The 21,342-nt window shown below is 67.8% G+C and carries 12 protein-coding genes; 11 read left to right on the top strand and 1 reads right to left on the bottom strand.

Annotated features, from left to right (window positions below):
* Positions 1-29 precede the first annotated feature (29 nt).
* The 3 genes from ACH4YP_RS14145 (at position 30) to ACH4YP_RS14135 (ending at position 6,235) form a co-directional block, all read left to right on the top strand.
* Positions 30-1,124, top strand: a complete 1,095-nt coding sequence (locus ACH4YP_RS14145; protein ID WP_398490712.1) for a lytic polysaccharide monooxygenase — start codon at positions 30-32, stop codon at positions 1,122-1,124.
* 341 nt (positions 1,125-1,465) lie between these two features.
* A complete protein-coding gene (locus ACH4YP_RS14140) occupies positions 1,466-4,774 on the top strand; it encodes a GH92 family glycosyl hydrolase (RefSeq protein WP_398490711.1) in 3,309 nt (1,102 codons plus the stop codon).
* Between the two features lie 96 nt (positions 4,775-4,870).
* A complete protein-coding gene (locus ACH4YP_RS14135) occupies positions 4,871-6,235 on the top strand; it encodes a hypothetical protein (protein WP_398490710.1) in 1,365 nt (454 codons plus the stop codon).
* Positions 6,236-6,275: 40 nt separating this feature from the next.
* Here the strand turns inward: ACH4YP_RS14135 and ACH4YP_RS14130 are convergent, their stop codons facing one another.
* Positions 6,276-10,115 carry a GH92 family glycosyl hydrolase gene (locus ACH4YP_RS14130; protein ID WP_398490709.1) on the bottom strand — a complete coding sequence of 1,280 codons (3,840 nt, stop codon included), beginning with the start codon at positions 10,113-10,115 and terminating at the stop codon, positions 6,276-6,278.
* 595 nt (positions 10,116-10,710) lie between these two features.
* On the opposite strand from ACH4YP_RS14130, the gene ngcE reads away from it, so the two are divergent.
* From ngcE to dxs, 8 genes are all read left to right on the top strand, one after another.
* The gene (gene ngcE / locus ACH4YP_RS14125; protein WP_361068842.1) at positions 10,711-12,162 is read left to right on the top strand and encodes an N-acetylglucosamine/diacetylchitobiose ABC transporter substrate-binding protein; all 1,452 of its coding nucleotides are present in this window, start codon (positions 10,711-10,713) and stop codon (positions 12,160-12,162) included.
* Positions 12,163-12,237: 75 nt separating this feature from the next.
* On the top strand, positions 12,238-13,161 hold the full coding sequence (locus ACH4YP_RS14120) for a sugar ABC transporter permease (RefSeq protein ID WP_361068844.1): 924 nt from the start codon (positions 12,238-12,240) through the stop codon (positions 13,159-13,161).
* An 11-nt stretch (positions 13,162-13,172) separates the two neighbouring features.
* The gene (locus ACH4YP_RS14115) at positions 13,173-14,102 is read left to right on the top strand and encodes a carbohydrate ABC transporter permease (RefSeq protein WP_361068847.1); all 930 of its coding nucleotides are present in this window, start codon (positions 13,173-13,175) and stop codon (positions 14,100-14,102) included.
* 196 nt (positions 14,103-14,298) lie between these two features.
* Positions 14,299-15,498 (top strand): ROK family transcriptional regulator, encoded by a 1,200-nt coding sequence (locus tag ACH4YP_RS14110; RefSeq protein ID WP_361068850.1) that lies wholly within the window; start codon positions 14,299-14,301, stop codon positions 15,496-15,498.
* Positions 15,499-15,631: 133 nt separating this feature from the next.
* Positions 15,632-16,738: a sugar ABC transporter substrate-binding protein gene (locus ACH4YP_RS14105; protein ID WP_361068866.1), complete on the top strand. Its 1,107-nt coding sequence runs from the start codon at positions 15,632-15,634 to the stop codon at positions 16,736-16,738.
* Between the two features lie 218 nt (positions 16,739-16,956).
* Entirely contained in the window at positions 16,957-17,748 is a 792-nt protein-coding gene (locus ACH4YP_RS14100) for an ATP-binding cassette domain-containing protein (RefSeq protein WP_361068853.1), read from the top strand.
* The gene (locus tag ACH4YP_RS14095) at positions 17,745-19,037 is read left to right on the top strand and encodes a sugar ABC transporter permease (RefSeq protein WP_361068855.1); all 1,293 of its coding nucleotides are present in this window, start codon (positions 17,745-17,747) and stop codon (positions 19,035-19,037) included. Before ACH4YP_RS14100 ends, ACH4YP_RS14095 begins: the two co-directional genes overlap by 4 nt.
* A 231-nt stretch (positions 19,038-19,268) precedes the next feature.
* Positions 19,269-21,188, top strand: coding sequence for a 1-deoxy-D-xylulose-5-phosphate synthase (gene dxs / locus ACH4YP_RS14090; protein WP_398490708.1), 1,920 nt, complete (start codon positions 19,269-19,271; stop codon positions 21,186-21,188).
* Positions 21,189-21,342: the final 154 nt, after the last annotated feature.

The following is a 21,342-nucleotide window of genomic DNA, read 5'->3' as shown; positions in this document are numbered from 1 at the left end:
CCCTGAACGAAGGGACGGACAGACCTGTCATGATCCTGACAACCACTTCGCCCACCCCACGCCCCCCACGGCGATTACCGCTACCCGCCCGCGGCAGAGCCTTCCTCCTCATCCTGCTGGCCCTGGTCGTCACGATCCCGGCGCTCGGTCTGGTCGTCTCGGCCGGTGGTGAGGCGAAGGCCCACGGCACCCCCATGAAGCCCGGCAGCCGGACCTTCCTGTGCTGGCAGGACGGGCTCACCGACACCGGTGAGATCAAACCGGTCAACCCGGCCTGCAAGAAGGCGCAGCAGGTCAGCGGTACGACCCCGTTCTACAACTGGTTCTCGGTGCTCCGCTCCGACGGCGCGGGCCGCACCCGCGGCTTCGTGCCCGACGGCGAGCTGTGCAGCGGCGGCAACACCAACTTCACGGGCTTCAACTCCCCGAGCGCCGACTGGCCGTTGACCCATCTGACCTCGGGCGCGACCGTCGACTTCTCGTACAACGCCTGGGCCGCGCACCCGGGTTGGTTCTACGTCTACATCTCCAAGGACGGCTTCGACCCGACCAGGTCGCTCACCTGGAACGACATGGAGGAGCAGCCGTTCCTGAGCGTCGACCACCCGCCGCTCAACGGCTCCCCGGGCTCGGTCGAGGCGAACTACTCCTGGTCCGGCCGGCTCCCCTCGGGCAAGTCGGGCCGCCATCTGATCTACATGGTCTGGCAGCGCTCGGACAGCGCGGAGACCTTCTACTCCTGCTCCGACGTCGTCTTCGACGGCGGCAACGGAGAGGTGACGGGCATCCACGACCCGGGCAACCCGACCGAGCCCCCGCCCGGCGCCTGCTCCGCCACCCGCCGTACGACGGGCAACTGGTCCGGCGGCTACCAGTCCGAGGTCACCGTCACCAACACCGGTGAGGTGCCGATGCTCGGCTGGATGGTCGACTGGACGCTGCCGGGCGGTCAGTCCGTCGCCAGCCTCTGGAGCGGCAGCGCCACGTACAGCGGCCAGAACGTGATGGTGCACAACGCCGACTGGAACGGGTCGCTCGATCCGGGCGAGAGCGCCTCGTTCGGGTACGTCGTCCAGGGGTCCGGGGGTGATTCGGCGACGGCCCTCGCCTGTCGGCCGGGCTGAGCCGGGCCGGTGGACCCGTGACACCACTTGCTCGGGGCGGACCCGGTGGCCGTAATCCACCGGGTCCGCGAGCCGGGCAGGCTCGGGGGAAGGTCTGCCCGGATGGAAAATGGCTTGTGGACCAGAGGACGCGACAACGTTGTCGAATGGTCTGGGCGCGACTCTACTCCTCCAACGGACAACGCTGTCAAACCTGTTGGGCCTTGAGCCGTCCGAGTGTCGGCCACGCGCGCCCCTCGTCCGGCCGGCGCTCTTCCGTGGTACAGGTGCGGCACGCTACTGTCCCTGCGGCTTGTGCGACCTGTGGTGCGCGACCCGTCCGAAGGAGGAGGGGCCGCGTCATGCGTTTCCGTCCGTCATCCGTGCTCCCAGCCGTTGCCCTTGCCGCCGCCATGACCGTCGGCGGCGGAGCCACCCCCGCCCTGGCCGCCGCGCCCACACCGGGACCGGCGCTCGTCCAGGACCCCACCCCGTACGTCGACCCGCTCATCGGCACCAGGAACGGCGGCAACGTCTTCCCGGGCGCCGTCGTCCCCTTCGGCATGCTCTCCTGGAGCCCCGAGAACACCCGCGGCGACGCCACCCGCACCGCCGCGCCCGGCGGCTACCAGTACGACGCGACCCGTATCCGCGGTTTCAGCCTCACTCACATGTCCGGTACGGGCTGCGCGGGCGGCAGCGGCGACATCCCGTTCTTCCCGTACGCGGGCGAGGTCACCTCCTCCCCGGCGAGCGACACCAAGGACGCGGTGTACGCGGCGGACTTCGCGCACGCCGACGAGAGAGCCGAACCCGGCCACTACAAGGTCGGCCTCTCCTCCGGCGTCACCGCGGACCTCACGGCGACCGCCCGCACGGGCTCCGGCCGCTTCACCTATCCCGCCGACAAGCCGGCCTCGCTGCTGATCCGGACCGCCAACTCCGAGGTTGGGTCCACGACTTCGGACGTCCGCATCGACCCCAGGACCCGTACGGTCTCCGGTTCCGTCACCTCCGGAAACTTCTGCGGCTACCTCGACCCGGAGGGCCAACGCGACTACTACACCCTCCACTTCACCGCCCGCTTCGACCGCGCCTTCAAGGCCACCGGCACCTGGCAGGACGACAAGCTGAACCCCGGCGCCACCGAGGCGAGCGGTGGCACCGGCGGGTTCGGCACGAGCGGACGGCCGGTCGCGGGCAAAGGCGCGGGCGGATACGTGGAGTTCGAGCCCGGCGCGGGACCGGTGAACGTCAAGGTCGGTATCTCGTACGTCAGTCGGGCCGGCGCCGAGGCCAACCTCGCCGCGGAGAACCCGCCCCGCCGCTCCTTCGACGACGTGCGGGACGCCGCGCGGAAGGCCTGGCGCGACCGGCTCTCCGCCGTCAGGGTCGGCGGCGGCACCGACGACGGGCGCACCACCTTCTACACCGCGCTCTACCACGCCCTCCTGCACCCGAACGTCATCAGCGACGCCGACCGCAGATACAGAGGCGCCGACGGCAAGGTGCACCGGGTCGGCACGGGCCACCGGGCCCAGTACGGCACCTACTCCGGCTGGGACGTCTACCGCTCCCAGGTCCAGCTGCTCACCCTGCTCGACCCGCGCACCGGCTCCGACATCGCTCAGTCGCTGCTCGAACTGGCCCGCCAGAACGGCGGTGTCTGGGACCGCTGGCTGCACGGCGCGAGCGGCACCCACGTCATGAACGGCGACCCGGCACCGGCGACCCTGGCGGGCATCCGGGCCTTCGGCGGCCGGGACTTCGACCTGCGCGGCGCGCTCGACTCACTGGTGAAAGCCGCCACCGTACCGACCGAGCTCGACCTGAGCCCGGCCGGGAAGCCCATCATGTCCGTCGGCCAACGCCCCTCCCTCGACAAGTACTTGGCGAAGCACTACATGCCGTCCGTGTCCAACGCGTGGGGCGGCGCCGCCGAGACCCTGGAGATGTCGGGCGCCGACTTCGCCCTGGCTCAACTCGCCACCGCGGCGGGGGAGAAGAAGACCGCCGAGACCTTCACCCGGCGCTCCCAGTGGTGGCAGAACAACTTCAACATCGCGGCCGACCCCACCGGCGGCTACATCGCCAACCGCAAGGCCGACGGCAGCTGGGTCACCGGCTTCACCCCGGCCACCGGCAACGGATTCGTCGAGGGCACGGCGGCCCAGTACACCTGGATGGTCCAGCACAATCCGGCGGGCCTCTTCGCCGCGATGGGCGGTCAGGACAAGGCCGTCGATCGCCTGGACACCTTCTTCCACGACGCCGACGGCGGCTGGGCCTTCACCGGCAGCGGCGGCGACAAGTCCGAACTGGACAACGAGCCGTCCATCAACGTGCCCTACCTGTACGCGTACGCGGGCGTGCCCTACAAGACCCAGGAGACCGTGCGGGCCGCGATGGGCAAGCTGTGGTCCACCGAGCCCGGCGGGATCCCCGGCAACGACGACCTCGGCGCGATGTCGTCCTGGTACGTCTTCTCCGCGCTCGGCATGTATCCGCAGGTGCCGTCGCGGGCCGAACTCGTCCTGGGCTCACCGATGTTCCCGAGGGCGCACATCTCCCGCCCGGACGGCAACGACATCGACATCCGGGCGGCGGGCGCTGCGGCGGGCGCTGCGGCGGACTCGCCGTACGTCCAGTCGCTGAAGGTCAACGGCCGTTCCAGCGACCGGGCTTGGCTGCCCGCCTCCTTCGTGCGTGACGGCGGCACGCTCGACTACACCCTCGCCGGCACCCCGAACCGAGCCTGGGGGAGCGGCACCGAGAATGCCCCGCCGTCCTTCCGCGGCGGGGAGCAGCCGTACCAGATCGGGGTCGGCCCGACCACGGCGACGGTCGCCCCCGGCGGCAGTACGAAGCTCGACATCCGGGCGCTCGCGCTGAGCGGCGGCACCGGCCCCGAGGTTCGCTTCCGCGTCGAGACCCCCGAAGGCGTCGTGGCGACTCCCGCCGAGGGCACGGTCACGGACGGGGCCCAGGAGATCACGCTGGCCGCGGACGAGAACGCAGAGCAGGGCTTCTACGACGTCTTGGTCAGCGTGACGTCCGGCGACAGCGACACCTCGTACGACCAGCCCGTCGCCCTCACCGTTGCGGCACCGGGCTCCCTGCTCGCCGCGTACAACAACACCGGGACCACGGACGACGAGGGTGACCATGCCGAGGGCGACTACGACGGTGGCGGCTGGAGCTACTCCCGTCAGGCCCTCGCCGCCGCCGGTCTCACCCCGGGCGGGCAGGGTTCGGTGAACGGTCTCGCCTACACCTGGCCGGACTCCCCGGCGGGCCGCCCGGACAACGCCTCGGCGACCGGCCAGACCGTTGAACTCACCGAACCAGCGGCCGAGTTGAGCTTCCTGGGCAGCGCGGTCAACGGCAACCAGCAGACGCGGGCGACTGTCACGTACGACGACGGCACCACCGACTCCGTCGACCTGTCCTTCACCGACTGGACCGTCGGTGGCGGAGGCGGCACCGTCCAGTACGGCAACGAGGTCGTCGCCCGGGCCGCGTACCGGAACGTCGCCGGTGCCGACAAGGACCCGGTCGCCACGTACGTCTTCGCCACGAAACCGTACGCGGCGCCGGCCGGACGGACGATCAGGAGCGTGAAGCTGCCGGACAACGCTGACCTGCACGTGTTCACCGTCGCGGTGAGCTGAACTCCCTTTCCCAGCAAGGCAGTCCGCCTCCGCCGGTGCCTCAATCGGCGGAGGCGGTAGCGTGTGCGATTCCGACGATCTCCCGGGGGATGAGCCATGCGCGCGCGAGGGACAGTGCTGCGGCCCGCCGCCGTCTGGCTGGCGCTGGTGATGGTGCTGGGCGGACTCGCCGGGTGCGGTACCGGCGTCGGCGGCGCGAAGGAGTCGTGGATCGCGGTGCCGGAGCAGTTCTATCTCCGGCCGCCCGGGGACAAGTCCGGTCCGACGAGCAAGGTGCCTTTCCATGTCCAGGCCGAGGATGTGAAGGCCAGGAGCCGTGTCGGAACGCAGGACCATCGGCTCACGGTGGATGTCACCGGGTCCGAGCGGGCCGTACGGCTCAAGATCTCGGAGATCCGCAAGAAGAATCCCAGGTGCGCCGGGACCGACACCCGGGTCGTCTGCAAGGTGAGCGGCGTCTACAACAGCTGGTCCGACATCGATCGCGTCTATCCGTACGCCGCCCCGGGCAGCAATCCCGGCGACAGCGGAACGGTCCGATTCAGCTTCACCACCGAGAGGGGGAAGAAGCTCAGCGCCCGCACCCGGGTGGTCGTCGGCGAGCCCGTGGTGAAGGTGCGGACGACGAAGGTGTTCAAGGACGTCGGGCCCGGCTCCGTCCTCAGCACGCCTGTCGTGGTCCGCAACACCGGGGAGGTGCCTGTGCGTGGCGTCGGCCTGCAACTCTCCGTCGGCACGGGCCTGCGCTTCAAGCACCAGTACGGCAACTGCCGTTACCCGGAGCCGCAGAAGGGCTCCCTCGCGATGTGCGAGTTCCCCGGCGTGCGCATACCGCCCGGGCAGGCGGTCGTCCTCCGCCCGGCCCTGGCACTGGACGTCGCTAGGACGGAGATGTACTCCTCGTTCCGCCAGCAGGCGTGGGCCCTCGACATGGGCCCCGCGAAGAACAGCGTGGTGCCCGACGGCGGCGACCGCGGCGACGGGCCCCGGCTGACGACCGCGAACGCGAACGGCTCCGACCTGAAGGGGACGTTCGCCGGCGGCGACGTGTGGAGCGAGGTGCAGGTGGACACGTACGCCGACTTCGAGGTCTTCGCGGTCGAGGTGAGCGGCGAGCGCGGCAGTGAGCACACCGTGCGCCTGAAGGTCCGCAACAACGGGCCCGCCAACCCCGGGAGCACGACACTGCTGTTCACCCCGCCGGACAGCGCCACCGTGGTGAAGCAGCCCCAGGAGGCCATCGACGAGGACGTGTACGAGTCCTACTGCGACCTGGACAAGGGCACGTACTCCTGCTCCGTGGGGAGCGGGCTCCAAGCGGGCAAGACGCGGACCTTCGACTTCACGCTCCGCCTCGGAGGACCGGGCGAGGGCACCGTGCGGGTGACGGACGCCCCCGACTCCGACCGCCGGGACCCCGACCCCGCCAACGACACGGCACCGGTTACCGTCCTGCCGTAACCGGTGCCGTGCGCGCTGAGAGCGCCTGCCGTGCCGTGCGTCAGCTCAGCAGTTCCACCTCCGCCAGCGTCGCCTCACCGTCGAGGACCAGGCGGTACTTCGTGTACGCCCCGGGCGCCTTGACCGAGAACGCCCGTGTCTGTCTGTCCCAGGTGAAGGACTGACCGGACCGCTTGTCGAGGTCCTTCCAGGTGGTCCCGTCGGACGAGCCCTGGAGGACCCAGCCCTGTGGAGCCTTGGAGCGCTCGGCCGATGTCAGCGTGTACTGAACGGCCTTGGCCCGGGCGGCAGTCGGCAGCTCCACCGACTCGACGGTCGCGTTCGTCGCCGAGGTGTTGTCGAACAACTCGCCCTCGCCCTCGATGACATCGCTCCGGGGCGACGGCACCTTGTCGTCCTGGGCGATCGAGACGGGCGCCGCGTTCTTCCCGGTGCCCCACGAGGACGGCTTCGACCCCATGTCGAACTCCAGCACGCCACCACGGGAGATGATCGAGTGGGGGAGCGAAGTCTTCGTCCATGCCTTGCCGTTGACCTTCAGACCCTGCACGTAGACGTTCTTCGCGCTGTTCTTCGGGGCCTTCACGACCAGCTCCCGGCCGTTCTCCAGGTGCACGGTCGCCTTGGTGAACAGCGGTGAGCCGACGGCGTATTCGCCGCTGCCCATCACCAGCGGGTAGAAGCCGAGCGAGGAGAAGAGGAACCAGGCCGACTGCTCGCCGTTGTCCTCGTCGCCGTGGTAGCCCTGCCCGATCTCACTGCCGGTGTAGAGCCGGGACAGCACCTCGCGGACGTTCTTCTGCGTCTTCCAGGGCTGGCTCGCCGCGTTGTACATGTAGTTCACATGGTGGGCGACCTGGTTGGAGTGCCCGTACATGCCCATCCGTACGTCACGCGCCTCGGTCATCTCGTGGATGACGCCCCCGTACGAGCCGACGAACTCGGGCGAGGCGGTCTCGGGTGTCGCGAAGTACGTGTCGAGCTTCTCCGCGAGCCCGGAGCGGCCGCCGTAGAGGTTGGCGAGACCGCGGGAGTCCTGCGGCGCGGTGAAGGCGTACCCCCAGCCGTTCGTCTCGGTGTAGTCGTAACCCCACACCCTCGGGTCGAACTTGGACGACTCGACCCGCCAGTCGCCCTTCTGGTCACGGCCCTGGAAGAAGCCGGCCTTGTCGTCGAAGAGGTTGACGTAGTCCTGGGCGCGGTTGAGGAAGTACTCCGCCTCCTCCTTGTAGCGCTTCTCGCCCGTCTTCCTGTAGAGGGCCTGGCCCATCTTCGAGATGCCGTAGTCGTTGAGGTAGCCCTCAAGCGCCCACGAGAGGCCCTCGTGCGTGTCGGTGCTCGTGTAGCCGAGGAACGGCGAGGTCGCCATGCCCTTGCGGCCCACGCCCGAGGAGGGCGGCACGACGGTGGCGTTCTTGACCGCCGCGTCGTACGCCGACTTCGCGTCGAAGTCGACCCCCTTCACGTACGCGTCAGCGAACGCCACGTCGGAGGAGGTGCCGGTCATCAGGTCCGCGTAACCGGGCGAGGACCAGCGGGAGGTCCAGCCGCCGTCCTTGTACTGCTGCACGAACCCGTCGACCATCTCACCCGCCTGACCGGGCGTCAGAAGTGAGTAGGCCGGCCAGGTCGTCCGATAGGTGTCCCAGAAGCCGTTGTTGACGTACACCTTGCCGTCGACGATCTTCGCGCCGGTGTGCGTCGGGGTGTCCGGGCCGGGCATCGGTGAGAACGGCGAGGCGTACTGGTACTTCGAACCGACCTTCTCGAAGCCGGAGTTGGGGTACAGGTACAGCCGGTAGAGGCTGGAGTACAGAGTCGTCAGCTGGTCCGGTGTCGCGCCCTCGACCTCCACCTTGCCGAGGATCTTGTCCCACTGCTTCTGGGCGCGCGACTTGACCGCGTCGAAGGACGTGCCGTCCGGGATCTCCTGGCGGAGGTTGTCCTTGGCCTGGTCGATGCTGATCAGGGAGGTGGCGAGGCGGAGCGTGACCGTGCGGTCGTCGCCCGCCTTGAACTTCAGATAGCCCTTCACACCGGAGGAGCTGCCCTCGGCGACCTCCGCGTCGAAGACCCCGTACACGAAGAGGCGGGTCGCGCCCGTCGACAGCCCGGACTTCACGTCCGAGTAGCCCGTGAAGGTCCCGTTCTCCTTGTCGAGGGTGAGGCCCGCCTGGTCGGTGACGTTGTCGAAGACGACGCTCGCGTCGTCTCCGGGATAGGTGAAGCGCAGGGCCGCCGCGTGGTCGGTCGGCGCCATCTCCGTCTTCAGCCCGTTCTCGAACCGCACCCCGTAGTAGTACGGGCGTGCCGTCTCGTTCTCGTGCCTGAAGGGCAGCGCGCGGGCGGTACGGCCCGTCTCCGGGGTGCCGGACGCGGCCGACGGCATCACCTGGAAGGTCTGCCGGTCGCCCATCCAGGGGCTCGGCTCATGACTCGCGCTGAACGCCTGTATGGTCGGCAGATTGTCCGCGTTGTTCGCGCGCGCGTAGTCGTAGAGCCAGCTCAGCGAACCCGCGTTCGTCACCGGCGTCCAGAAGTTGAAGCCGTGCGGCACGGCCGTCGCCGGGAAGTTGTTGCCGCGCGAGAAACCGCCGCTGGAGTTGGTGCCGCGGGTGGTGGACGCGTAGTCCGAGAGATGCGCCTTCGGCTTCTCCGGCTTCTGCACGCTCAGCTTCACGTCGTCCAGCCAGCCGCGGAACTTCGCGGGCCCCTTCGGGGAGTCGTACGCGACCAGGATCCGGTCGACCGTCCGGCCGGCCGCGACCGAGCCGATCCGCGAGACGACGTTGTTCCACTGGTTGACGTACAGCACCTTCGACGCGCCCTGGCCCTGCGGAGTCAGCGCGAACCCGTGCTGGTCCTGGGCGCGCAGGTCGCTCAGGTAGGTGCCGTCCGTGAAGGCCAGGTCCACCGACACGTTCGTGGCGTCGTAGTCCCGGTCGCCGTCCGCCATCGACGGGAAGACCCGGTACGCCAGCTCGGTGTCGCGGCCCACGGCCACGTTCACGTCGAAGACCTTGTTGTACGAGTAGGCGCGGCCGTCCGACTTGTGCGTGCCCGCGTACCGCAGGGCGCGCTTGCCCGTGAAGCCCGCGCCGGACTTCGCGGTCGGGGAGCCGCTCGGGCCGCGGTCCACCAGCGAGAGCATGTCCTTGGGTGTCGGCTCCTCCCCGCCGCCCGTGGAGAACTGCACGTCGGCGAGTTGCGTGGCGTCGGAGGCACCGTTGTTCTTGGTGATGTCCAGCCGGAAGTGCTGGTACTCCGCGGGCTCCGCGAGGTCGTACGACTTCGTCTGGAAGCGCTCGCCGAAGGACTCGCCGGTGCGGGTGTCGAGGGTCTTCCAGTCCTTGCCGTCCGTGGACCCCTGGAAGGTCCAGTCGACCGGGTCGCGCTCGTCGTGGTCGTTGGCCGACGTGAGCGCGTACGTCACCAGCTCGACCGGGGCGTCCAGCTCGAACTCCACCCAGCCGGTGGGCGCGAAGGTCAGCCATTTGGTGCCGGGCTCGACGTCGACGAGGTTCTCCTTCACCTCGCCCGAGCCCGCGTTCTCGCCGCTCGCGGCGACGTCCGTGACGTGCTCGGTCACATTGCCCGGAATGCCGGTGCTGAAGCCGCCGTCGACACCTGACGAACGCTTCGAACCATCGGGCGCGGAGTCGACCGTATTCAGCCAATCGGGTGCGGGTTCACCCGCCTCGAAGGAGGAGCCGAACTCCCGGTCCGCGGCGGCGGCTTCGGCCGGACGGGCGACCGCGGCGCCCTGCGAGGCCACCACCAGCGCGAAGGCGGTCGCTCCGAGGACCGCGGTGGAACCCCATCCGTGCCGTGCCCTGATCCGAGATCTGTGCGGAGATCCTTGCCGAGATCTGTGGTGCATGCGCCAGCACCCTCCCTGTCACGTGCGCCTGGACAACGTTGTCAACTTTGCTGCGCAAGGTCCAGTAGGGAGTCAAGTGGTCAGCGATGTCAAGGGTGTTGGACGTGGCGTACGGGGGTAAATGGGCGGCCGACCCGATGGCCCATCCACGGGCTCACCTGTCGGCTTGCTGTTCGGCCCCTGATCGTTCCCTGATCGCCCGCTGTGCGGCGGGGTCCCCGGTCAGCTGATATTTCCGCGAGGTCTCACTTCGGGAAAGAGTGTCGGCCAACTGTGCATTCGATCTTGCTCAGCTGGCGGGAAGTGGACTATACCTGTCGGCGTCCGCCCAGTCGTTCGACGGGCCGCGGACAGGCACAGGCCAGGGAGAAGAAGGGGGCGTGGCGATCAGCGACTGCCGCGTATTCCCGCCGATCCCGGTATTCCACGCACGATCCAGCTCTACGTCCCCCCGCGGAAAGCGCCGGGCAAGCCGTCCGACCTGCTTTTCCTGCCGGGGGTCCGGGGGTTGACCCCCGGGTAATGCAGTACCGACCGCGGTGCCGGGGAGGGTCCGGTTCACCGCCTGAGTCCTGATGAAGGCGAGGACTTGAGCATGGGATCCACTTCCGCCCACAACAACCGTGAGGGCGTCGGCCGCCGCGATCTGATCAAGCGGTCCGCTGCGCTCGGCCTGATTTCCGTACCCACGATGAGTTTCCTGTCGGCGTGTGCCACCGGCGGTGGCGGAGACGACAAGGAGACAAAGGCCCCCGGCGCCGAGAAGTCCGCGACGAACCCCCTGGGGGTGAAGAAGGGCGCCGCGATGGAGGCGTTCATCTTCAAGGGCGGTCTGGGCGACCAGTACGCCAAGGACGCCGAGGCCGACTACAACAAGACGTACGGCGTCACGGTCAAGCACACCGGCACCCAGCAGGTCGGCCCCAAGCTGACCCCGCGCTTCGCGGGCGGCAACCCGCCGGACGTCATCGACAATTCCGGCGCCGACCACCTCGACATGAACAAGCTCTCCACCCAGGGCCAGCTGCAGGACCTCCAGGCCCTGCTCGACGCGCCCTCGATGGACGACGCGGACAAGAAGATCTCGGACGTCATCCACCCGAGCACCATCGAGAAGGGCAAGCACGGCGATGTCTTCGACGTGCTCTACTACGCCTTCACGATCTACGGCACGTGGTACTCGCAGAAGGCCCTGGACGACAACGACTGGGAGTACCCGAAGACCTTCGACGAGATGGTCAAGCTCTCGGGCGACATCAAGAAGAAGGGCATCGCGCCCTGGACGTACCCGGGGAAGTATCCGTACTACGTCCACTTCAACCTGTTCGGCCAGATCGCCAAGATCGGCGGTATGGACGGCTGGATCGCGATCGACAACCTGGAGCCGAACGCCTGGACCAGCAACGACTCGGTCAAGCAGGTCGTCGAGTTCTACGAGGAACTGGCCGCCAAGAAGTACTTCCTGGAGGGCAGCCAGGGCCTGACCCACATCCAGTCGCAGACCGCCTGGAACAAGGGCAAGGCCGTCTTCATCCCGAACGGCTCCTGGGTGGAGAACGAGTCGGCGCCGACCACGCCGAAGGACTTCGGGATGGCCGTCGGCGCCCTCTTCGACGGCGGCTCCGGCGACAAGATGCCGCACGGCACGCTGCGCGCCGAGCCCAGCGAGCCCTACATCGTCGCCAGCAAGGGCAAGAACCCGGCCGGCGGTATGGAACTCCTGCGCATCATGCTCTCCAAGAAGCACGCGCAGAACTTCGCGACCAAGGTCAAGTCGCTGACCTGTGTGGTCGATGCAACGGAGGGCATGAGTCTCTCGCCGGGTCTCGCCTCCGCGAGCAACGTGTTCAAGGAGGCCGGTGACAACCTCATCAGCCTCCAGCTCCAGGAGTGGTACCCCGCGCTCACCGACGAGAAGATCGGCGGTCTGACCGGCCAGCTGCTCACCGGTGACCTGAAGGCCGCCGACTGGATCAAGAAGACGCAGGCGTACGCCGACGCGGTCGCCAAGGACGACTCCGTCAAGAAGTTCAAGCGCGAGAAGTAGCCCGCGCGAGAACTTTCGCGACAGACCGTCAGACCGGCAACGCGGCAGACAAAAGGGGAAGGGCCGGGAAGCGCAATGCAACACGGCAAGTACCGATTCATCGTGGGCTTCCTGGCCCTACCCGTGATCATCTATGCGATCTTCGTGATCTCGCCGTTCGTCCAGGCGTTCCAGATCTCGATGACCGACTGGTCGGGCCTGGTCGGAACGGCGAAATTCGTCGGCTTCGACAATTTCGAGAAACTGTGGAACAGCGACGACTTCTGGAACGCGCTGCGCCACAACGTCTACATGCTCATCGCCGTCCCGGTCGTCACGCTCGGGCTCGGCCTGTTCTTCGCCTTCATGCTCAATCTCGGCGGAAAGAGCAAGAAGAACGAAGTGATCACCGGTGTCACCGGTACGAGCGTCTACCGCTTCGTCTTCTTCTTCCCGCAGGTCATTTCGATCACCATCATCGCCGTCATCTGGTTCAACATCTACAACCCGGACCCGGACGACGGAATGCTCAACTCGCTGCTCGGCGCGGTGGGTCTCGACAGCTGGCAGAACGCCTGGCTGGGCGAGAAGAGTCTCGCCCTGCTCTGCATCATGGCGGTGATGATCTGGTCCCACGTCGGTTTCTACGTGGTGCTGTTCTCGGCGGCGATGGCGTCCATTCCGCGGGACATCTACGAGGCGGCGCTCCTCGACGGGGCGAACCGTTTCCACACCTTCTTCCGCATCACGCTGCCGCTCCTGTGGGACACGGTGCAGACCGGCTGGGTCTACATGGGCATCATCGCCCTCGACGGCTTCGCGCTGGTCCAGATCATGTCCGTCAACATGGGCGGTCCGGACGGCGCCACGGACGTCATGCCGCTGCGCCTCTACCTCACGGCGTTCCGCGACAGCCAGTTCGGCTACGCGTCCGCGATGGGCATCGCGATGCTCATCGTCACCATGACGTTCGCAGTCCTCACCATGCGCTTCGCGCGGCGTGAGCGGATCGAGTTCTAGGGATACGGCGGATGACGACCGAAATCGACAAGGTGGCCGCGGCCGACGAGCCGCAACCCCGCCCGAGCATCACCAAAAAGCTCGGCCCGACCGACGGCCGCAGCTCCGAGGGCGGAGTGCTCCACGTCTTCTCGCACGGGATGCTCATCCTGTGGGCGCTCATGGTGGGCGTACCGCTGCTGTGGGTGCTCTGGAGCTCCTTCAAGACCAGCAACGGCATCCTCACCGACCCCTGGGGCCTGCCCACCTCGCTGCACTTCGAGAACTGGTCCAACGCTTGGAACAAGGCGAACATGGGCCAGTACTTCATCAACACGATCATCGTCGTGGGCGGCTCGGTGGTCGGCACGATGGTCCTCGGCTCGATGGCCGCGTACGTGCTGGCCCGCTTCACCTTCCCGGGCAACCGGCTGATCTACTACGCGTTCGTGGCAGGCATGTCGTTCCCGGTGTTCATGCTCGTCATCCCGCTCTTCTTCGTCCTGCGGGACTTCCCGGGATCCTCGCTGCTGGCCACGTACCAGGGTCTGATCCTCGTCTACATCGCGTACTCGCTGCCGTTCACGATCTTCTTCATGACGGCGTTCTTCCGGACGCTGCCGACCACGGTCGCCGAGGCCGCGCTGATCGACGGGGCGTCGCACTCCCGAACCTTCTTCCAGGTGATGCTCCCGATGGCCAAGCCGGGCCTGATCAGCATCGGGATCTTCAACTTCCTCGGGCAGTGGAACCAGTACCTGCTGCCCATGGTGCTCAACCAGCAGGAGGACAAGTACGTCCTCACCCAGGGCCTCGCCATGATCGCCCTGCAGCAGGGCTACGAGAACGACTGGGGCGCCCTGATGGCAGGCATGATGATCGCGATGCTGCCGGTCCTCATCGTGTACGTCATCTTCCAGCGCCAGGTGCAGTCGGGTCTCACCGCGGGCGCGCTCAAGTAACGGTTGGGCTGTCGGTTCGGTTTGCGAGGGTGGTCCCGGATTGATGCCGGGGCCACTCTTGTGTGTGCGGGCGCCGGTGCGCCCCTCTCTTCGCTCAACCTCTTGACGGGAGGCGACCCCAACGGCTCAGCTTAGAGTTCACTAGTTGGACATAGACGGGGTCTCACTGAGGCGACCCCGTACGCAGGAGGTCGTCGTGGAGACTCCGGGGTCGCAGTCGTCGCTGCACCGAGCCAATCTCGAACGGGTCGTACGCGCGGTGCGTCTGGCCGGGTCGCTCACGCAGGCCGAGATCGCGAGGACGACGGGCCTGTCCGCGGCCACGGTCTCCAATATCGTTCGGGAGCTGAAGGACGGCGGAACGGTCGAGGTCACCCCCACCTCGGCGGGCGGCCGAAGGGCGCGCAGCGTCAGCCTCAGCGGTGATGCCGGCATCGTGATCGGCGTCGACTTCGGGCACACGCATCTGCGCGTCGCGGTCGGCAACCTCGCCCATCAGGTGCTCGCCGAGGAGTCCGAGCCGCTCGATGTGGACGCCTCCGCCGCACAGGGCTTCGACCGGGCGGAACAGCTGGTCAGCCGCCTGATCGCGGCCACCGGCGTGGACCGTACGAAGATCGCGGGCGTCGGGCTCGGCGTGCCGGGGCCGATCGACGTGGAGTCCGGGACGCTCGGCTCAACCGCGATCCTGCCGGGCTGGGCCGGCACCAAACCCGCCGAGGAGCTGGGCGGACGGCTCGGTGTGCCGGTGCACGTCGACAACGACGCCAACCTGGGAGCCCTCGGCGAACTTGTCTGGGGGAGCGGCCGGGGCGTACGGGACCTGGCGTACATCAAGGTCGCCAGCGGTGTCGGCGCCGGACTCGTGATCAGCGGCAAGATCTACCGCGGCCCGGGTGGCACAGCGGGAGAAATCGGGCATATTACTCTTGACGAGTCCGGCCCGGTCTGTCGCTGCGGCAACCGGGGCTGCCTGGAGACCTTCGCGGCGGCGCGCTATGTGCTGCCGCTCCTGCAGTCCAGCCACGGCACGGACCTGACCATGGAAGGTGTCGTACGACTGGCGAGGGACGGAGACCCTGGCTGTCGTCGGGTGATCGCCGACGTCGGCCGACACATCGGCAGTGGAGTCGCCAATCTCTGCAACTTGCTCAACCCGAGCCGGGTGGTTCTCGGTGGTGATCTCGCCGAGGCCGGAGAGCTCGTGATCGGCCCCATAAGGGAGTCCGTCAGCCGCTATGCGATCCCCAGTGCGGCACGTCAGCTATCCGTTCTGCCAGGGGCACTTGGCGGCCGGGCGGAAGTCCTCGGGGCGCTCGCTCTCGCACTCAGCGAGATGGGCGATTCGACCCTTTTGGACGGCTCGCTCAGTACTGCCACGCCTGCCTTCACTTAGAGAACGGATGGCACCGTTGCCATCTCGTTAAGGATTTACTTCTTGACGTCGCACTTGCGGCCGAGTTGACTTCCAGCCACCTCGGCCGCAACGTCGCGGCCTCGTCAGGGAGGTTTCTGAAGTGAATACGCGTATGCGTCGCGCCGCCTTTGCTGTTGCCGCGGGTGCGATGGCTGTCTCGTTGGCCGCCTGTGGCAGTGCCAAGGAGTCCGGAGACGACAGCGACAGCACGAAGAGCGCCGCCAAGGGTGACGACATCAAGGTCGGCCTCCTCCTTCCGGAGAACGAGACGGCACGCTACGAGAAGTTCGACAAGCCCCTGATCGAGAAGAAGGTCAAGGAGCTCACGAACAACAAGGGCGAGATCGTCTACGCCAACGCCAAGCAGGACGCGACCACGCAGTCCCAGCAGGCCGACACGATGATCACCAACAAGGTCGACGTGCTGATCGTGGACGCGGTCGACTCGAAGGCCATCGCCAACTCGGTGAAGAAGGCCAAGGAGGCCGGCATCCCGGTCGTCGCCTACGACCGCCTGGCCGAGGGCCCGATCGACGGATACACCTCCTTCGACAACGAAGAGGTCGGTCGTGTCCAGGGCAAGGCACTCCTGGAGGCCCTGGGCGACAAGGCCAAGCCCTCCGCGAAGATCGTCATGATGAACGGAGCGATCACCGACCCGAACGCCGCCCTCTTCAAGAAGGGCGCGCTGTCCGAGCTCGACGGCAAGGTCGACATCGCGAAGTCGTACGACACCAAGGAGTGGAAGGCGGCCAACGCCAACGCCAACATGGAAGGCGCGATCTCCGCGATCGGCAAGGACAAGATCGTCGGCGTCTACTCCGCCAACGACGGCATGGCGGGCGGCATCATCACCGCCCTGAAGGCCGCGGGTATCTCCCCGCTCCCGCCGGTCACCGGCCAGGACGCCGAGCTCGCCGGTGTGCAGCACATCGTCGCGGGTGAGCAGTACATGAGCGTCTACAAGCCCTACCCGCAGGAGGCGGACATCGCCGCGCAGATGGCCGTCGCCCTCGCCAAGGGCGACAAGCTCGACTCCATCGCCAAGACCACGGTCGACAGCGGAACCACCAAGGGTATTCCGGCGGTGCTCGTCCCGGTCGTCTCGCTGACCAAGGACAACATCAACGAGACCGTCATCAAGGACGGCATCTACACGGTCCCCGAGATCTGCACGGCGAAGTACAAGGCCGCCTGCGACACGATCGGTCTGAAGTAGCCAAACGCAAGTCCCTCACCGCGTACGGGAATTCGCCATCGGATTTCCGTACGAGGCCTGATTCCCGCAAGGAATCCAGTCCGGGACTCGCGCACCCGAAGCTCCTCCGGCGCCCCGCAATCACCAGCCCCGCAAGCTAGGGCGGGGCGCCGGACGGAATCCTTCCCCCCTTCCCAATTCTTCTGCACAACCTCCCGCCGGGTCAGGCGGCGAAGGAGATGGTCAACGTGTCCGCTACGCCTGTCCTGGCGTTGCGCGGGGTCTCGAAGCGGTTCGGCGCCGTCCAGGCGCTCACGGACGTAGAGCTCGAGGTCCACGCCGGCGAGGTGGTCGCCCTGGTCGGCGACAACGGCGCCGGAAAATCCACGCTGGTGAAGACGATCGCCGGCGTGCACCCCATCGACGAGGGCGTCGTCGAATGGGACGGCAGGACCGTCCAGATCAACAAGCCGCAGGATGCCCAGCACCTGGGCATCGCAACCGTCTACCAGGACCTCGCGCTGTGCGACAACATCGACGTCGTCGGCAACCTCTACCTGGGCCGTGAGCTGAAGAAGCGCGGCATCCTGGACGAGGTCGAGATGGAGCGCCGCTCCCGCGAACTGCTCCAGACGCTGTCGATCCGTATCCCCAGCGTGCGTATCCCGATCGCCTCGCTCTCCGGCGGTCAGCGTCAGACGGTGGCCATCGCCCGCTCCATGCTCGGCGAGCCCAAGCTGGTCATCCTCGACGAGCCCACCGCGGCCCTCGGTGTCGAGCAGACCGCCCAGGTCCTCGACCTGGTCGAGCGGCTGCGCGAGCGCGGCCACGCCGTCCTGCTCATCAGCCACAACATGGCCGACGTCAAGGCCGTCGCCGACAAGGTGGCGGTGCTCCGGCTCGGCCGCAACAACGGAGTCTTCGAGGTCAAGACCACCTCGCAGGAAGAGATCATCTCCGCCATCACCGGTGCCACGGACAACGCCGTGACCCGTCGTGCGGCGCGCAGCAACGGGGAGGCTCAGAAGTGAGCATCGACAAGACCTCCGCCACTCCCGGGGACCACGTCGTGGAGAACCCCGAGGCCGCCGCGGGCGCCGACGTCGCCGTCGACCCCCGGCTGCTGGTGCGCGAGCGTGGCTTCGCCGGCTACCTCGACGAGTTCAAGCGCAAGATGCGCGCCGGTGACCTGGGCTCCATCCCGGTCGTCGTCGGTCTGATCGTCATCTGTGTCATCTTCCAGAGCCTCAACTCGGCCTTCCTCTCGGCCGAGAACCTCAACAACATCGCCGTCGCGATGGTCGCCACCGGCATGATGTCCGTCGGCATCATCTTCGTCCTGATGCTCGGCGAGATCGACCTGTCGGTCGGTTCGGTCAGCGGTGTGGCGGGCGCCATCACCGCCGTGCTCAGCGTCACGAACGATGTGAACGAGTGGCTGGCGGTGCTCATCGCCCTCGCCAGCGGTGCGGCCATCGGCGCGATCCACGGCTTCTTCTTCGCGAGGATCGGCGCGCCCGCGTTCGCGGTCACGCTGGCCGGCCTGCTCTTCTGGCTCGGCTTCATGCTCCAGATCCTGGGCGAGAACGGCACGATCAACCTCGACGGCGACGGCCTGGTCGGCAAGCTGACCACGTACTACTTCTCGGACGTCGCCGCCGCCTACGGGCTCGCGGTGGTCGCGGTGGCGCTCTTCTTCGTCACCTCGTTCCTGGACAGCCGTCGTCGGGAGGCGGCGGGCATCCCGGCCCGCCCTCTCATCGACATCGTGGTGCGCACCGCGATCCTCGCGGTCGTCGCCTTCGCCGCGGCGATCATGTTCAACCAGTACAAGGGGCTGCCGCTGGCGCTGCTGCTGTTCGTCCTGGTCCTGGTGATCACGGACTTCGTGCTGCGCCGCACGACCTACGGCCGCAAGATCTTCGCGCTCGGCGGCAGCGTCGAGGCGTCCCGTCGTGCCGGTATCAACGTCACGGCGGTACGGGTCTCGGTCTTCGCCATCGCGGGCTTCTTCGCCGCGGTGGGCGGTCTGTTCTGGTCCTCGAAGATCGCGGCGGCGAACCAGAGCGCCGGTGCGGGTGACCTTCTGATGAACGTCATCGCGGCGGCGGTCATCGGCGGCACCAGCCTCTTCGGCGGGCGCGGGCGTACGTGGAACGCGCTGCTCGGTGTCATGGTGATCACGTCGATCCAGTACGGGCTGGCCCTTGAGGGCATCGCCACACCGGTCCAGTACATGATCACTGGTGGTGTGCTTCTGGCCACGGTTGTCATCGACTCCATCACCCGGCAGACGCAGAAGACCGCGGGTCGCGCGTAACCCTCCGCGGTCGGGGCGCGAAGCCCCGTTCGGACAAGTGCCCGACACCAATGGCGGTGTCGGGCACTTTCGTCTGTGCGTGTGCGTTTGGTGGCGGGAGCCGTGGGCGAGATGTTTTACGGCCGAACGCGTGACGTACGACGCACAGCCCGGCCGCCGCCGTGAAAGGCGGAACATTAGACTCGACAGACCCGGTAAAAGCTCGATCAGCTCTACTGCAAGGAGGCACGGGTGCCGCTGCTGACCCGCATCAGGGGACCGCGCGATCTGGACCGGCTCAGCCTGGAGCAGCTGGACCAGCTGGCAGGCGAGATCCGGACCTTCCTCGTCGAAGAGGTCTCCAAGACCGGCGGCCACCTCGGCCCGAACCTCGGTGTCGTGGAGCTCACCATCGCGCTGCACCGCGTCTTCGAGTCCCCGAAGGACAGAATTCTCTGGGACACGGGGCACCAGTCCTATGTGCACAAGCTGCTCACGGGCCGCCAGGACTTCTCGAAGCTGAAGATGAAGGGCGGCCTGTCCGGCTACCCCTCGCAGGCGGAGTCCGAGCACGACGTCATCGAGAACTCGCACGCCTCCACGGTCCTCGGCTGGGCCGACGGCCTCGCGAAAGCCAACGAGGTCCTGCGAAAAGAGGACCACGTCGTCGCCGTCATCGGCGACGGAGCCCTCACCGGCGGCATGGCCTGGGAGGCGCTCAACAACATCGCCGACGCCAAGGACCGCCCGCTCGTCATCGTCGTCAACGACAACGAGCGGTCGTACGCCCCCACGATCGGCGGCCTCGCCAACCACCTGGCGACCCTGCGCACCACCGACGGCTACGAGCGGTTCCTGGCCCGCGGCAAGGACATCCTGGAGCGCACGCCCGTCGTCGGGAAGCCGCTCTACGAAACCCTGCACGGCGCCAAGAAGGGCCTCAAGGACTTCATCGCCCCGCAGGGCATGTTCGAGGACCTGGGCCTGAAGTACGTCGGTCCCATCGACGGCCACGACATCGAGGCCCTAGAGTCCGCGCTCGTCCGCGCCAAGCGCTTCGGCGGCCCCGTCATCGTGCACTGCCTCACCGAGAAGGGCCGCGGCTACCAGCCCGCCCTCCAGGACGAGGCGGACCGCTTCCACGCCGTCGGCAAGATCCACCCCGACACGGGCCTGCCGATCGCCTCCTCCGGCGCCGACTGGACGTCCGTCTTCGGCGAGGAGATGGTCAAGCTCGGCAAGGAGCGCAAGGACGTCGTCGCCATCACGGCCGCCATGCTCCAGCCGGTCGGCCTCGACAAGTTCGCCAAGGCCTTCCCGGACCGGGTGTATGACGTCGGCATCGCCGAGCAGCACGCGGCCGTCTCGGCGGCCGGCCTCGCCACCGGCGGCCTGCACCCCGTCTTCGCGGTCTACGCGACCTTCCTCAACCGGGCCTTCGACCAGGTCCTGATGGACGTGGCCCTGCACAAGTGCGGTGTCACCTTCGTCCTCGACCGGGCCGGCATCACCGGCACCGACGGCGCCTCCCACAACGGTATGTGGGACATGTCGATCCTCCAGGTCGTCCCCGGGCTCCGGCTGGCCGCCCCGCGCGACGCCGACCAGGTCCGTGCCCAGCTCCGCGAGGCCGTCGAGGTCACCGACGCGCCGACCGTGGTCCGCTTCTCCAAGGGCGCGGTCGGTCCCGCCGTACCCGCCGTGGGCCGGATCGGCGGCATGGACGTCCTGCGCGAGCCGGGCACCGACGCCCCGGACGTCCTGCTCGTCTCGGTCGGCGCCCTCGCTCCGATGTGCCTGGAGATCGCCGGGCTCCTCGACAAGCAGGGAATCTCCACGACGGTCGTCGACCCGCGCTGGGTCAAGCCCGTCGACGAGGCCATGGCCCCGCTCGCCGAGCAGCACCGGGTGGTCGTCACCGTCGAGGACAACTCCCGCGTCGGCGGCGTCGGTTCGGCCGTCGCCCAGGCCCTGCGCGACGCGGGCGTGGACGTACCGCTGCGCGACTTCGGCATCCCGCCCCGCTTCCTCGACCACGCCACCCGCAAGGAGGTGCTGGCCGAGATCGGACTGACCGCACCGGACATCGCCCGGCAGGTCACCGGCCTGGTATCCAAGCTCGACGGCAGGTTCGAGCAGGCGCACGCCACGGTGGAGTCCGCCCGCGACTGACACGCCCGGTCGCACGCGACCGACACGGCCGAGTGGGCCGGTTTCCACACCCTTTACGGTGATGAAACCGGCCCATTGGCGTGAAACCTGCCGCGCCGGGGCATACGGACCACGCCCCCTCTCGATCATGTCGAGGACGACAAGCGTGGGAGGT

The sequence above is a fragment of the Streptomyces sp. NPDC020747 genome, assembly GCF_044334695.1.
Classification (GTDB): Bacteria; Actinomycetota; Actinomycetes; order Streptomycetales; family Streptomycetaceae; genus Streptomyces.
This window is presented reverse-complemented; position numbering and strand designations above follow the sequence as displayed.

Excerpts from the sequence above, each read along its gene's own strand:
- ACH4YP_RS14135 (WP_398490710.1), top strand. The coding sequence starts at position 4,871 with ATGCGCGCGCGAGGGACAGTGCTGCGGCCCGCCGCCGTCTGGCTGGCG.
- ACH4YP_RS14120 (WP_361068844.1), top strand. The coding sequence starts at position 12,238 with ATGCAACACGGCAAGTACCGATTCATCGTGGGCTTCCTGGCCCTACCC.
- ACH4YP_RS14130 (WP_398490709.1), bottom strand. The coding sequence starts at position 10,115 with ATGCACCACAGATCTCGGCAAGGATCTCCGCACAGATCTCGGATCAGG.
- ACH4YP_RS14115 (WP_361068847.1), top strand. The coding sequence starts at position 13,173 with ATGACGACCGAAATCGACAAGGTGGCCGCGGCCGACGAGCCGCAACCC.
- ngcE (WP_361068842.1), top strand. The coding sequence starts at position 10,711 with ATGGGATCCACTTCCGCCCACAACAACCGTGAGGGCGTCGGCCGCCGC.
- ACH4YP_RS14105 (WP_361068866.1), top strand. The coding sequence starts at position 15,632 with ATGCGTCGCGCCGCCTTTGCTGTTGCCGCGGGTGCGATGGCTGTCTCG.
- ACH4YP_RS14145 (WP_398490712.1), top strand. The coding sequence starts at position 30 with ATGATCCTGACAACCACTTCGCCCACCCCACGCCCCCCACGGCGATTA.
- ACH4YP_RS14140 (WP_398490711.1), top strand. The coding sequence starts at position 1,466 with ATGCGTTTCCGTCCGTCATCCGTGCTCCCAGCCGTTGCCCTTGCCGCC.
- ACH4YP_RS14100 (WP_361068853.1), top strand. The coding sequence starts at position 16,957 with ATGGTCAACGTGTCCGCTACGCCTGTCCTGGCGTTGCGCGGGGTCTCG.